The sequence below is a fragment of the Aureimonas sp. Leaf324 genome (assembly GCF_001423245.1).
Taxonomy (GTDB): domain Bacteria; phylum Pseudomonadota; class Alphaproteobacteria; order Rhizobiales; family Rhizobiaceae; genus Aureimonas.
The window spans coordinates 140,730-154,158 of sequence record NZ_LMOH01000002.1 but is presented as its reverse complement, the minus strand read 5'-3'; the positions used below and the strand labels follow the sequence as shown (position 1 = coordinate 154,158).

10 protein-coding genes are annotated in these 13,429 nt (G+C 68.5%); 5 read left to right on the top strand and 5 right to left on the bottom strand.

Annotated elements, in window-relative coordinates; translation table 11 throughout:
- Together ASF65_RS21895 and ASF65_RS03885 are read left to right on the top strand one after the other, a co-directional pair.
- Positions 1-221: hypothetical protein (locus ASF65_RS21895; RefSeq protein WP_210166635.1), on the top strand; the 221-nt coding region annotated here is incomplete at its 5' end.
- A 357-nt stretch (positions 222-578) separates the two neighbouring features.
- Positions 579-2,510: a M23 family metallopeptidase gene (locus ASF65_RS03885; RefSeq protein WP_055885438.1), complete on the top strand. Its 1,932-nt coding sequence runs from the start codon at positions 579-581 to the stop codon at positions 2,508-2,510.
- A gap of 48 nt (positions 2,511-2,558) precedes the next feature.
- On the opposite strand, the gene mgrA is transcribed toward ASF65_RS03885, so the two are convergent.
- From mgrA to ASF65_RS03870, 3 genes are all read right to left on the bottom strand, one after another.
- Positions 2,559-3,599, bottom strand: a complete 1,041-nt coding sequence (mgrA, locus tag ASF65_RS03880; RefSeq protein WP_055885435.1) for an L-glyceraldehyde 3-phosphate reductase — start codon at positions 3,597-3,599, stop codon at positions 2,559-2,561.
- 127 nt (positions 3,600-3,726) lie between these two features.
- On the bottom strand, positions 3,727-4,719 hold the full coding sequence (locus ASF65_RS03875) for an extensin family protein (protein ID WP_082505155.1): 993 nt from the start codon (positions 4,717-4,719) through the stop codon (positions 3,727-3,729).
- A 7-nt stretch (positions 4,720-4,726) separates the two neighbouring features.
- Positions 4,727-6,103: a L,D-transpeptidase gene (locus ASF65_RS03870; RefSeq protein WP_055885429.1), complete on the bottom strand. Its 1,377-nt coding sequence runs from the start codon at positions 6,101-6,103 to the stop codon at positions 4,727-4,729.
- 214 nt (positions 6,104-6,317) lie between these two features.
- Between ASF65_RS03870 and ASF65_RS03865 the strand changes: the two genes are divergently transcribed.
- The gene (locus ASF65_RS03865) at positions 6,318-6,704 is read left to right on the top strand and encodes a PRC-barrel domain-containing protein (RefSeq protein WP_055885426.1); all 387 of its coding nucleotides are present in this window, start codon (positions 6,318-6,320) and stop codon (positions 6,702-6,704) included.
- Between the two features lie 72 nt (positions 6,705-6,776).
- Here the strand turns inward: ASF65_RS03865 and clpB are convergent, their stop codons facing one another.
- A complete protein-coding gene (gene clpB / locus ASF65_RS03860; RefSeq protein WP_055885424.1) occupies positions 6,777-9,392 on the bottom strand; it encodes an ATP-dependent chaperone ClpB in 2,616 nt (871 codons plus the stop codon).
- A 293-nt stretch (positions 9,393-9,685) separates the two neighbouring features.
- Between clpB and ASF65_RS03855 the strand changes: the two genes are divergently transcribed.
- Positions 9,686-10,453 (top strand): hypothetical protein, encoded by a 768-nt coding sequence (locus ASF65_RS03855; RefSeq protein WP_055885483.1) that lies wholly within the window; start codon positions 9,686-9,688, stop codon positions 10,451-10,453.
- Here ASF65_RS03855 and ASF65_RS03850 read toward each other — a convergent pair.
- Positions 10,450-10,920, bottom strand: coding sequence for a hypothetical protein (locus tag ASF65_RS03850; RefSeq protein ID WP_055885421.1), 471 nt, complete (start codon positions 10,918-10,920; stop codon positions 10,450-10,452). The two genes, ASF65_RS03855 and ASF65_RS03850, sit on opposite strands and share 4 nt — an antisense overlap.
- A gap of 164 nt (positions 10,921-11,084) precedes the next feature.
- Here ASF65_RS03850 and ASF65_RS03845 point away from each other — a divergent pair, with 164 nt between their 5' ends.
- Positions 11,085-13,355, top strand: coding sequence for an EAL domain-containing protein (locus ASF65_RS03845; RefSeq protein ID WP_055885418.1), 2,271 nt, complete (start codon positions 11,085-11,087; stop codon positions 13,353-13,355).
- Positions 13,356-13,429: the final 74 nt, after the last annotated feature.

Here is a 13,429-nt window from a genome sequence, read left to right as displayed (position 1 = left end):
CCGCCTCAGCCGTCCAGTCCGTCCGCCCCGGCGCCACCGCCGTCGTCGATGAACGCCTTATAGGGGGACCCACCGCAGAAGGTCAACAGGGAAATGCCGACCAAAGGGAAAAAATTGGAAATCTGAAGCGACGCCAGCATGTTGAGAGCTGTTCGGATCGTCAGGACAGCGTCATCGGGCCGACACGAAGGCATGAAAGTGCAAGAGGAAAGGGCTCCTGAGGTCCATCACCATCCTCTTCCTTGGGAACACGACGCTGGCGAGGGACGGCATTCCGGCACAGCATCCTTCAGTCCTCGAGGATCGCGGGGTCCACATGTCGGAACGACCGATCTCCCATGGTTCGGTCGATGTGTCCGTGCCCTTCTTCGAGACGAGACGGCCCGTCCCCAGCTTCCCCAAGCGGGAGATGGGTCGATTGGTTGACATCTCCTGATCGCCGCCTCTCTATCTCACGCAACGATCGTCCCTGTGTCCGCCCGGCAACAGCGGCGGTCCGGGGATGCCCCTTGCGCGTCGCCTTCGCTTTTCGGCCGCTTTGTTGAGGCCAGGGGGAGGCGGACCAGCATGAGACCGGAATGAATCACGAGCGATACGCCAAGCCGAACTTCGGGAACCAGCCTGCGCTCGTCGCCGACGTCCGTCGCAAGCCGGACCGCCGCCAGGTCTCGGCTCGTTGGCTCGCCGGCACCCTTCTGACTGGCCTGACGTCGAGCGCCATGATGGGTATCGCCCTGTCGGCCGCCCACGACGGACGCCGGATGCTGGTCTCACCCGCCGTCGTCGGCGAGGTCTCCGCGCCTCAGACCGATATCGTCGAGCGCGGCGAGCGCGTCTTCGCGACCCCGATCCCGATCGACCGCAATCGCTCGACCATCGAGGTGCCGACCCTGATGCGCGAGGGGGACCGCGAGGTCATCCGCTCCCTTCCCTTCGCGTATGCCTCGATGCTTCTGGGCGCGCGGCATCCGACCACCGTCTCCTATCCGACCTTCGACGCGATGAACGTCATCGGCAGTGACGACGACGAGTCGGAGCCCGCGCAGGCCCCCGAAACCGGACAGATCTACGACGCCAAGGTCGAGGGCGACGTCGGGCTCGCCGTCGAGCCCTTCGAATTCGATGCGGCGAGCTACGACGATGCGCCCGATATCGGCACGCGCGAGGCCGAGTTCCTGGTGCGCGAGGCGGTGCCGCGCCTCGCCTCCGCACCGGTCCAGGTCGCCGCCTACCAGGCCTTCGACACCTCCCGCTTCGGCGGCACGCTGTCGGACGCTGCGGACTACGTCCCCGGCTCCGCCGCTCGTGTCACGGCCGAGAACGTCTCGATGTCGCCGGCCGAGGAACGGCAGGACAGGGTGTCCCGCTATTTCGAGGAGATCGTGCCGTTCCGGGAGACGCTCGAGATTTCAGGGGCGCTCGCCGAGAATGGGCACGAGGACGGCGAAGCGGCGGCCTCGCGCCTGTCCGCGCTTCTCGGGCGCAGCACGCTCGATGCCGGCGAGGTGCTGCGTCTGGGTCTCGAGCCGTCCGGCGAAGGATCGCGGATCGTGCGCCTGTCGGCCTACCGCGGCGAGCGGCATCTGGCGACCGTGGCGCTCGCCGACGACGGCTCGTTCGAGGAAGGACCGGAGCCCGCGCTCAGCCGCTCCGTCGCCCAGGCCTTCGACGAGAATGCCACCGAGGCGCCGCTGCGACAGAACATGCCGACCGTCTACGACGGCATCTACCAGGCGGCGCTTGCCTACGGGCTCGACGATCGTCTCTGCCGCAAGCTCCTGAAGATCCTCTCGGCCGACGTCGATTTCCAGGCGCGGCTCGATCCGACCGATCGGCTCACACTTCTCTATTCTTTGAAGGAGGGCGAAGAGGAGGCCAGCGCCGACTCCCAGATCCTGTTCGTCGAAGCCAAGTTCGGCGACACGACCAAGCGCTACTACCGCTTCTTTACCTCCGACGACGACCAGACCGACTACTACGACGACGACGGGCGCAGCGCGAAGCAGTTCCTCCTGCGCAACCCGGTGCCCAAGGGCCGGTTCACCTCGCCCTTTGGCTCGCGCCGCCATCCCGTTCTCGGCTACGCCCGCATGCACTGGGGCGTCGACTGGGCGGCGCCGCGCGGCACGCCGATCCTCGCGTCCGGCTCCGGCATCGTGGAGCAGGCGGGCTGGTCGACGGGCTTCGGCCAGCAGACCATCATTCGTCATGCCAACGGCTACGAGACGTCCTATTCCCACCAGAGCAAGATCGCCGGCGGCGTCGTGAAGGGCGCGCGCGTGCGCCAGGGGCAGATCATCGGCTATATCGGCTCGACGGGCCTGTCGACCGGCAACCACCTGCATTACGAAGTGACCGTCAACGGCACGCGCGTCGATCCGATGCGCATTCGCCTGCCGTCGGGCCGGCAGCTTGCCGGCGACCAGCTCGTCGCCTTCCAGCGCGAGCGCGAGCGCATCGACAACCTCCTGAAGGACAGCGTCGACGAGATGCGCGTCGCCGCCCACTAGAGCGGAAACAGGGCGAGCCGTTCCGGCCCGCCCTTCCGTGGTCGTTCGTCAGGCCGGCTGGCGACCGATCGACGACTGCGAGCGCCACAGGTCGATCCCGCCCTCGGTGGCCGAGCGGTCGATGGCCGCCAGCTCCTCACCCGAGAACTCGAGATTATTGAGTGCGTCCAGCGAGGAATCGAGCTGCGCCACCGTGCGTGCCCCGATCAGCGCCGAGGTGACGGCCGGGTTCCGGAGCACCCAGGCGATCGCCATCTGCGCCAGCGACTGGCCCCGCGCCTTGGCGATCTCGTTGAGGGCGCGGATGCGCGTGACATTCTCGTCGGTGACGAGATCGGGCGAGAAGGACTTCGCCTTCGCCGCGCGCGAGCCTTCCGGCACGCCGCCGAGATACTTGTCGGTCAGGAGACCCTGCGCTAGCGGCGAGAAGGCGATGCAGCCGACGCCGAGCGTGGTCAGCGTGTCGAGAAGCTCCTCCTCCACCCAGCGGTTCAGCATCGAGTAGGACGGCTGATGGATCAGCATCGGCGTGCCCATGGCCTTCAGCATGGCATGGGCTTCGCGCGTGCGGTCCGGCCCGTAGGATGACACGCCGACATAGAGCGCCTTGCCCGAGCGCACGATCGCGTCGAGCGCGCCCATCGTCTCCTCCAGTGGCGTCTTCGGGTCCGGCCGGTGGTGGTAGAAGATGTCGACATAGTCGAGGCCCATGCGCTTCAGGCCCTGGTCGAGCGACGCCACGAGATACTTGCGCGAGCCGAAGTTGCCGTAGGGGCCCGGCCACATGTCCCAGCCCGCCTTCGTCGAGATCACCAGTTCGTCGCGATAGGGGCGGAAGTCGAGATCCATCCAGCGGCCGAAGTTCTCCTCGGCGGAGCCCGGAGGCGGCCCGTAATTGTTGGCGAGATCGAAATGCGTGACGCCGCGGTCGAAGGCTCGGCGCAGGATCGCCCGGCCCGTCTCGAACACGTCGGTGCCGCCGAAGTTCTGCCAGAGGCCGAGCGAGATGGCGGGCAGGTCGAGCCCGGAGCGGCCGCAGCGGCGGAAGTCGGCGCGGGCATAGCGTTGGTCGTCGGCGGTATAGGGCATAAGTCCTCCTCTCGGCCGCCGGACCCGGCGGCGCGGGCGGACTATAGTCGCAAGCCCTGCGGAGGAAAGACGCGATCGGGGCTCGGCCGGCAAAAGGTCCGAGGATTTCCATGCCCGCCGAACGGCGTCAGCGGCAGTAGGTGGCGTCGCCGTTGCGGGCCGCGATGTCGAGATGAAGATGGGTGCCGTGATCGCTGTCGGTGCCAGGTCCCAGAACCGTGCGGAACGGCCCGCAGGCGGCCCGGCGCACGGCGGCCGCGAACCGGTCGGCCGGCGTTCCGGCGTCCTTCGCCTCCACCGGCTGCGTCGTGCCGTCGGAGAGCTCGAAGCCCGCGATGTCGATGGCGCTGCCGCGCGAATGCTCCGAGATCTTTTGTTCGCTCGCCCGTGCGCGGCAGACATAGGTGGAGGCCTGGGTCAGTGCCTTGACCGTCGCGCCCTTGAACTCGGCCTTGGCGGCGGGCGCCACACCCTCCGACACCCAGACGTCGAGCGCCAGCGCCGTCCGGCACAGCATCACCGTGCCCGGCTCGACGCTGGTGCCGTTGGAAAGCCTCTTCACCGACACCGGGCGCAGCACGCCGCAGTCGCCCTCGGCGATCGTCTCGCCGACGGTGAAGTCGGCGCCGCGCGCCTTGAGTTCGCCCTCGCACTGGATGGCATCCTCGACGGCCGCCGCGGCCTCGACGGTTTCGGCCGGCGTCACGGCCATCGGCGGCACGTCCGGCGCACCGGGCTCGGGCTCGGTCCGGGCCTTTTCGGGGGACACGTAAGAGGGCTGAGGCGCGTCGGCCGCCGCCGGTGCGGGTGCGGGCGGCGCGGCGGGCGGGGCCTCGGCCTCGGCCGGCGCTGCGGGCGTAGGATCGGCAGGCTCCGCCGCAGCGGCGGGGGGCGCCTCGGGCGGTGCCGGGCGCTCCTCCGGGACTGGCACGCTGGCGGGATCGGGGGTCGCGGCTGCGCTCGACGGCGCGCCCGGCGCCACGTCGGCTGCAGCCGGCCGCTCGCCGGGTGCCTCGGTCGGCACGGGCACGCTCTGCGCCGTGGCGGGTGCGGCGGCAAGGAAGCCCAGCATCGCCAGCTGGAGGATCGACCGGTCTGCCATCCGCAGCCCCCGCTTCATGCCGTTGTCAGTCCACGAACTCGACGGTGACGCCCGGCTTCACCAGCTTGGCGAGTTCGGCCGCGTCCCAGTTGGTCAGTCGCACGCAGCCGTGGCTGTTGGTCTTGCCGATCTTCGAGGGCTCGGGCGTGCCGTGGATGCCGTAGGTCGGCTTCGACAGCGCGATCCAGATCGTGCCCACCGGCCCGTTGGGGCCGGGCGGGATGGTCAGCACCTTGTCGTTGGTGCCCTGCTTGAAGTTGATCTTCGGATTGTAGGTGTAGTTCGGATCGAAGGCGATGCGGGCGACCTCCACCGTGCCGGAGGGCGAGGGCGTCGAGGTCGAGCCGATCGAGGACGGATAGGCTGCGACGAGCCGCCCGCTCGCATCGTAGGCGCGCACCTGCTCGCGCCCCTTGTCGGCGATGATCTTGGCGACCTGCTGGCCCGTCACGTTGTCGCCGGTCGCCATGACCTTGATCTGCGTGCCCGGACGGGTGAAGTCGGCGCCGGGGTTGATCTCCTTGAGATAGCCCTCGTCCATGTGGAAGCGCTCGGCCAGCATCTCGGTGACGCGCTCGTAGCTCATCGCCGGCAGCATCGCCTTGTGCGCGTAATCCTCTGGGATCGCCGCGACATAGGGGCCGCCGACATCCTCGTTGGTGATTTCGTAGGTGACGACGGCGGGACCGCCGGTCGCCATCAGCTCTTCCATCAGCGACTGGGCGTTGGTCGCGTCGATCGAGCGGCCGGTCATCTCGGCATAGGCGGCGACCGCCTTGTCGACATTGCCGCCCATGCGCCCGTCGATCACGCCGGGCGAAGCGCCGGCACGGTCGAGGAGCACCTGCAGGGCGGCGGTCTCGATCTTGGCGTTCTTGCCGGTCGGCCCGGCGACCTTGGGCGCCGGGTTCGATTCGATCATCGTCTGGCCTTCGAGGCCCGGCCCGGCCGAGGGAAAGGCCGACGATCCCTCTCCCGGCGCGATCGAACCGGTGGTGCCCTGGTCGGGCAGTCCGGCCTGATCCCAGGCACCCGGCGGCGGCAGGGGCTGGCTCTCCACCGGCGCGTCGCCATAGCGGTCGTAGTCGTCATAGGGGTTCTGCGGGGCGCCATAATCGGAGGCGGGCGGCACCTCGCCGACGCGCCCTTCCAGCACCACCGGACCGGACGGCGCGTTGCCGCGCTGCCCGCGCCGCTGCCGCCGGTCGCCCGGCCGCTCCACCGCGATCACCCGGCCGTAGGAATCGACGGTGACGATGTTGCCGAATTCGTCGCGAAAGCTTTCCGTGCCGGGACCGTAATCCTCGTAGGCCGGGTCGTAGCCCTGCGCCGCGGCCGGAAGGACGCCGGCCGACAGGCTGGCCAGAACGAGAGCCACCGCCCTCACCGCACCCTTTGCCATGTCTTCCGCCTCCTTCGCTCAAGCCTTGCGGGCCACGCCCGAACGGCGAACGCCTGACAGGCAAATAGGGCGCAATGCTGGTCCGAAGATGGTTAACGAAGCGCAAATGAACCTCGAGTTAACGAGGGGCGTACCCGACCGCACCCGCCTTTTTCGGAACACCCCGCGCTGCTTGCCGTTTCCCCATCACGAGCAACCGAAGGGAGAAGGTGCGATGTCCTCCACTCTGGGAACCGGTCCGACGTCCGAGATCGAGGTCGGGGCCGACGCCATCGAAGCGAGCCGCGTCAACGGCACGCGCGTCTACAACACCGACGGCGATAATCTCGGCCACATCTACGACATCGTGATCGGCAAGCGCGACGGACGCGTCAAATACGCCATCATGTCGTTCGGCGGCTTCCTCGGCATCGGCGAGGAGTATCATCCCCTGCCGTGGGAGGTGCTGAAATACGACGAGCGCCAGGGCGGCTACGTCGTCGGCATCACCATCGACCAGTTGAAGGACGCGCCCCGCTTCGGCGCGGCCGAGCGCCCGAACTGGGTCGATGCCGACTACGGCCGGCGCATCAACGACTATTATGGCGTCGCCTACTACTGAACGGCGAGCCGCAGGCAGAAAAGGGGGCGGCCCGCCGGGCCGCCCCCTTTGTCGTTTCGGATCGTCGATCCGTCAGGCCGCGACCCGGTCTCCCGCCGTGCCGGCCTTCGACCCGACGACGTAGAAGTTGAGCCGGTCGGTGCCGGACGAGATCTTCACCTGGTCCTCGTCCTTCACCTCGCCGAGCAGGATCTTCTCGGCGAGCGGGTCCTGCACCTCGCGCTGGATCACCCGCTTCAGGGGCCGCGCGCCGTAGGCGGGGTCGTAGCCCTTATCGGCCAGCCACTCGCGCCCGCTCTCGTCGAGCTCGAGCACGATCTTGCGCTCCTCCAGAAGCTTCTCGAGGCGACCCATCTGGATGTCGACGATCGCCCCCATCTCCGCCCGCTTCAGGCGGTGGAACAGGATGATCTCGTCGACGCGGTTGAGGAATTCCGGCCGGAAGGCCGAGCGCACCACGTCCATCACCTGCGGCCGGGCGCTCGCCACATCCTCATCGTCGCGCAGCGCCGTCAGGTATTCCGAGCCGAGGTTCGAGGTCATCACGATCAGCGTGTTGCGGAAGTCGACCGTGCGCCCCTGCCCGTCCGTCAGCCGCCCGTCGTCGAGCACCTGCAGAAGGACGTTGAAGACGTCCGGATGGGCCTTCTCGATCTCGTCGAAGAGGATCACCTGATAGGGCCGCCGCCGCACCGCCTCGGTGAGGACGCCGCCCTCCTCGTAGCCGACATAGCCCGGAGGGGCGCCGATCAGCCGAGCCACGGAGTGCTTCTCCATGAATTCCGACATGTCGATGCGCACCATCGCGGTCTCCTCGTCGAAGAGGAAGCGCGCGAGCGCCTTGGTCAGCTCCGTCTTGCCGACGCCCGTCGGGCCGAGGAAGATGAACGAGCCGATCGGCCGGTTCGGATCCTGCAGCCCGGCGCGGGCCCGGCGCACGGCACGGCTGACGGCCTGCACCGCCTCGCCCTGCCCGACCACGCGCTTGGCCAGCGCGTCCTCCATCGAGAGCAGCTTCTCGCGTTCGCCCTGCATCATCCGGTCGACGGGGATGCCGGTCCAGCGGGAGACGACCTGTGCGACATGGTCGGCCGTCACGGTTTCTTCGACCATCGACGCCTTGCCATCGGAGCCTTCCGCCTCGGCGAGCTCACGCTCCAGCTGCGGGATCTCGCCATAGGCGAGCTCGCCCGCGCGCTGGAACTCGCCGCGGCGTTGCGCGATCGCGAGATCGTTGCGTGCCTCGTCGAGCCGCTTCTTCAGATCAGCCGCCAGCCCCAGCTTCGACTTCTCGGCCTGCCACGAGGTGGTGAGCCGGTCGCTCTCCTCCTCGAGGTTGGCGAGTTCCGCCTCGAGCCGCTCGAGGCGTGAGCGCGCCCCGTCGTCGTGTTCCTTTTTCAGGGCCTCGCGCTCGATCTTCAGCTGCACGACGCGCCGGTCGATCTCATCGAGCGCCTCGGGCTTGGAATCGACCGCCATGCGCAGGCGCGCGGCGCCCTCGTCCACGAGGTCGATCGCCTTGTCGGGAAGGAAGCGGTCGGTGATGTAGCGGTTCGACAGCTGCGCGGCGGCGACGAGGGCGGAGTCCGAGATGCGCACCTTGTGGTGCTGCTCGTACTTCTCCTTCAGGCCGCGCAGGATCGAGATCGTGTCCTCGACCGTCGGCTCCGACACGAAGACCGGCTGGAAGCGCCGGGCGAGCGCCGGGTCCTTCTCGACATGCTTGCGGTACTCGTCGAGCGTGGTCGCGCCGACGCAGTGCAGCTCACCGCGGGCAAGCGCAGGTTTCAGGAGGTTCGAGGCGTCCATCGCCCCGTCCGCCTTGCCCGCACCGACCAGCGTGTGCATCTCATCGATGAAGAGGATGATGCCGCCCTCGGCCGCCATCACCTCCGACAGGACCGCCTTGAGGCGCTCCTCGAACTCGCCGCGATACTTGGCGCCCGCGATCAGCGAGCCCATGTCGAGCGCCATCAATTGCTTGTCGCGCAGGGATTCCGGCACGTCGCCGTTGACGAGGCGCAGCGCTAGGCCTTCCGCGATCGCGGTCTTGCCGACGCCGGGCTCGCCGATCAGGACGGGATTGTTCTTGGTGCGGCGGGACAGAACCTGGATCGTGCGGCGGATCTCGTCGTCGCGCCCGATCACCGGGTCGAGCTTGCCCTCGCGCGCATCCTTCGTGAGGTCACGGGCATATTTCTTCAGGGCCTCGTAGCCCTGTTCGGCGGATGCCGTGTCGGCCGTACGGCCCTTGCGCAAGCTCTCGATCGCCGTATTCAGGCCCTGCGGGGTGACGCCGGCCTTGGCGAGAATCTCCGACGTCTTGGCGCTCTTCTCCAGCGCCAGCGCCAAGAGCAGCCGCTCGGCGGTGACGTAACTGTCGCCCGCCTTCTTGGCGATCTCCTCGGCGGTCGCGAAGACCTTGGCGGTCGGAGCCGCCAGATAAATCTGCCCGTTGCCGCCCGACACCTTCGGCAGCGCTTCCAGCGCCGCCTCGACGCCAAGGCGCACGTCCTTCGGCCGGCCGCCGGCGCGCTCGATGAGGCCGGAGGCGAGCCCCTCCGAATCGTCCACCAGCACCTTCAGAAGGTGCTCGGGGACAAACTGCTGATGGTCGCGCGCCATCGCCGCGGTCTGGGCGGCCTGGATGAAGCCGCGGACCCGGTCGGTGTATTTTTCCATGTCCATTCGTCGTCTCCTTGTCTCGCGCGTCACCCGGAAGACGGCATGCGCACGAAAAAGCGTGGAGTCGGCCGCCCGAAAGCCGGCCGCTGACGGGAGATATGGGACCGATCCGCCTGTGGCAAAAGGGCATCAGGTAGAGGCGTCGAATTTTTTCGCCGCGGCCGCCCGAAGCCATGTGATGCCCGATGGCCGCACCGGCGGGACAAGTTTTCGTGACGACCACGGACCCCGATTGTCCGTTCACGGAAGGTCGTTAATGCTTCGTAAGACAAATCATTTGGATGCTCCCCGATCCCATGCCCGAGACATTCCGCATCCGGCCCCGCAGCGAAAGCGCCGCCGTGGCCGAAGCCGCCTGCCGGCTTGAGGACGAGGTCTGGGGCCACCTTGGATATCTCAACTTCACCGATGCCCATCACCGGCATTACGACACGATCCTGACGCGTTTCGCCGACCTCCAGCTCTGCCTCGTCGACGATGCGACGGGCGAAATGGTGGCGCTCGCCAACTGCACGCCGATCGCCTGGGACGGCGCGGCGCTGCCGTCGAGGGGCTGGGACTGGCTGGTCGAGGAAGGGGCGCGCGACGACGCGCCGGCGCCCAATACGCTCGGGGCGCTTGCGATCTCCGTGCCGCCGCGCCATCGCGGCGCGGGCCACGCGCAGCGCATGATCGGCGAGCTGAAGACGCTGTGCGAGCGCCAGGGCTTCTCCTCCCTGATCGCCCCGGTTCGCCCGTCCCGCAAGTTCGGCCACCCGAGCGTGCGCATGCAGGACTATGTCGGCTGGCAGGACCGGGAGGGCCGCTGCTTCGACCCCTGGCTGCGCAGCCACCTGCATCAGGGCGCGCGCCTCGTCGGCGTCTGCGACCGTTCGATGGTGGTGGAGCAACCGGTGGCCTTCTGGGAGGCCTGGGCCGGCCGCCGCTTCGAGACCTCCGGCCCGTTCGAGATCGAGGGCGGCCTCGTGCCGCTCCAGATCGATCTCGACCGCGACGTCGGGCTCTACGAGGAGCCGAACGTCTGGGTCCGCTACGACGGCGTCGCCGGGGCGCGGCTCAACTAGGCTTCCCCTCGCGCGCGCATCTCGCCCACGACACGGCGTCCGTCGCGAGCATCCCGCGCCCATTCCGGCGGCAGGCGCTCCACCTGGGGCGAGGCGCCCTCCGCGAGGCGTCGGCTCATCCAGAGGGCGCGGGCACAGCGTCCGTTGGCATGCGCGAACGGGGCAAGCTCGCGGAATGCCGCATAGAGCTGCCAGGGCAACAAATCATCGGAGAGAAGTTCGTCGATGCCGGAGAGCGTCGCGGCGTCGGGACGTTCTTCGACCGCCGCGCGCCCGTCCGGTCCACTGAGGTGTGCCCGAAGGAGGACGACGTTGGCGGCCCCCACCCGCCGCCGGGCGAAGAAACCGCGATGGGCGGCGATCTCACCGGCCGTCGCGGCGCGCTCGATGCCCGACAGCGCGTTGCTGGCCGCCACGAAGTCGGCGACCCAGGGCTCGAATGCGCATGCCGCCAGATTGAGACCCATGCCGCTTCCCCGACGAGGCGAACGACCGATCCGACGCTTCGTCCCGGCAAATTGCAACAGGAAAGATGAAGTCTTTCGAAAGGATGCAGCGCTTAAGGTCGTCGTTCGAGCGGCGTCCTCGCCGTGCCTTTTGCTCCGGAGCCGGGTCGGCCATGCAAAACAGGATGGCTCTTCCTCAGTCCCACGCGCGATCGACGGCGATCGCGATCCGGGTCCTCATCTTCGCGCTCGGCGTCGCCCTCGTCGGGCTGACGGCCTGGCTCGGCTGGTCGGCCAACCACAACGAGGTCGAGGCGGAGCGCCGGCGCATCGACAATGCGCTCGACCAGACGATCGCCGGCGTCCTCGACCAGCAGCGCAGCGTCGCCTGGTGGGACGACGCGGTGCGCAAGGTCGCGATGGATTTCGACGCGGAGTTCACCGCGTCCAATTTCGGTCTGTTCCTGACCGAGACCTACCAGCAGGACGAAGTCTATATCGTCGACGGGATGAACCGCCCGGTCTACACGCACCGGCGCGGGGCGGCGGAAGGCGAGACGCCCTCGCCGGCCGAGATGTCGTCGCGCCTTGCCAAGCTGAAGCCGATTCTCGACGGCGTCCGGCGCGGCGAGCGCTCGTTTTCCAGCCGGCGTCCGGATCTCTTCCTCGACCGTCAGGCCGCCTATCAGAAGCTTGGCGGCGTGCGCACGACGGCCAACTGGTTCAGCGCCGTGGTGATGGTCGACGACGAGCCCTCGATCGTCACCGCGATTACGATCGGCCCGAACGTCGACATGTCGCTCGTCATGGACCGGCCGTATCTTCTCGTCAGCATCGTCAAGATCACCCCGGAGGTCCTGGAGCAGGTCGGAAGCTCGCTCCTGATCTCCGACCTGCGGCTGACCCCCGAACTCGGCGAGGCCCCCCTCACCGCCTCCGAGCCTTTCGTCACGGACGAGGGCCACACTGCCGGATATCTGACCTGGAAGACGGCGGCCCCCGGCCAGCCGATCCTCTCGGTCATCCTGCCACTCGCCGCGATCCTGTCGATCATCGGCGGTGTCATGGCCGGCCGCATGCTGACGCGCATTGAGGTCGCGACCGACGCGCTGGCCGTGCGCGAGGAGAAGGCCCGGCACGACGCCCGCCACGACGACCTGTCCTCCCTGCCCAACCGGTCGGCCTTCCACGACGAGGCCGGCCACAGGGTGGCGGACGCGCTCGCCTCGTCCGGCCGCCTTCGCATCGGCTACATCGATATCGACCGCTTCAAGGACATCAACGACACGCTCGGCCACCACAAGGGCGACATCCTGATCCGCGAGTTCGGCGCGCGGCTGCGGCGCACACTCCCGCAGGACATCTTCCTCGCCCGCATCGGCGGCGACGAGTTCGCGATGGTGGAGAGCGGCCACGCGGTGGAGCGCAACGACATCGGCGCCCTGATCGCGGAAGCGCTCGCAACGCCGCTCCAGGTCGAGGATCTCGCGGTGACCATCACCTCGTCGGTCGGCATGGCGTCGCTGCCCCAGCACGGCACGACGCTCGACGACCTCACCCGCCACGCCGACATCGCGCTCTACGAGGCCAAGCGCCAGGGCCGCAACCGCGCCGTCACGTTCGACGGGTCGATGGCGAAGGATCTGTCGGAGCGGCATCGCATCGAGACGAACCTGCGCGAGGCGATCCGCCTGGAAACCCTCGAACTCTACTACCAGCCGCTGGTCGACGCGCGCACCGGCCGGATCGAGGAGGCGGAGGCGCTCCTGCGCTGGCACCATCCCGAACTCGGAACGGTGCCGCCCTCGGTGTTCGTGCCGATCGCCGAAGAGGGCGGCCTGATGCCCGAGCTCGGCGATTTCGTCCTGCGCCGCGCCGTGCGGCAGGCGCGCGACTGGCCGGACCTGTCGATCGCGATCAACCTGTCGCCGCTGCAGTTCCGCCATCGCAACCTGACGGACATGCTCCTGACCCTCACCGATGCCGACGGCGTCGACCCGCGCCGCATCATCCTCGAGGTGACGGAGAGCCTTCTCCTCAACGTCAACACGCAGACGGCCGACACGCTGAAGCGCCTTCGCCGCGCCGGCTTCCGCATCGCGCTCGACGACTTCGGCACAGGCTATTCCAGCCTGCGCTACCTCCTCGACCTGTCGTTCGACCTAATCAAGATCGACCGCTCCTTCGTCAGCGGCACGCAGCAGCAGGTGGCCGCGCATACGATCGTCGCCGCGATCGTCGAGATGGGCCATGCGCTCGGCAGCCGCATCGTGGCGGAGGGCGTCGAGACCGAGGCGGAACGTCAGTCCATGGCGGCACTCGGCTGCGACCTCCTGCAGGGCTACCTCTTCGCCAAGCCCCTGCCGGCGCCGGGGCTCGCGGGCTTCGTCGCCTCGTTCAACGCCGACGTCCAGCGCCGCACGGAGGACGTGCGGGAGGCCGCACAGGGCGCCTGAGCCCCGCTGCGTCGCCCTCACGCGCGCCGACCGGCCTTCCGGTCGCCCGGCGTTCGTGCCAAGAGCGACGGACG

Coding starts and splice junctions, on each gene's coding strand:
- ASF65_RS03865 (WP_055885426.1), top strand. CDS start 6,318: ATGTCCTCCACTCTGGGAACCGGTCCGACGTCCGAGATCGAGGTCGGG.
- ASF65_RS03885 (WP_055885438.1), top strand. CDS start 579: ATGAATCACGAGCGATACGCCAAGCCGAACTTCGGGAACCAGCCTGCG.
- ASF65_RS03855 (WP_055885483.1), top strand. CDS start 9,686: ATGCCCGAGACATTCCGCATCCGGCCCCGCAGCGAAAGCGCCGCCGTG.
- ASF65_RS03845 (WP_055885418.1), top strand. CDS start 11,085: ATGGCTCTTCCTCAGTCCCACGCGCGATCGACGGCGATCGCGATCCGG.
- ASF65_RS03875 (WP_082505155.1), bottom strand. CDS start 4,719: ATGAAGCGGGGGCTGCGGATGGCAGACCGGTCGATCCTCCAGCTGGCG.
- mgrA (WP_055885435.1), bottom strand. CDS start 3,599: ATGCCCTATACCGCCGACGACCAACGCTATGCCCGCGCCGACTTCCGC.
- clpB (WP_055885424.1), bottom strand. CDS start 9,392: ATGGACATGGAAAAATACACCGACCGGGTCCGCGGCTTCATCCAGGCC.
- ASF65_RS03870 (WP_055885429.1), bottom strand. CDS start 6,103: ATGGCAAAGGGTGCGGTGAGGGCGGTGGCTCTCGTTCTGGCCAGCCTG.
- ASF65_RS03850 (WP_055885421.1), bottom strand. CDS start 10,920: ATGGGTCTCAATCTGGCGGCATGCGCATTCGAGCCCTGGGTCGCCGAC.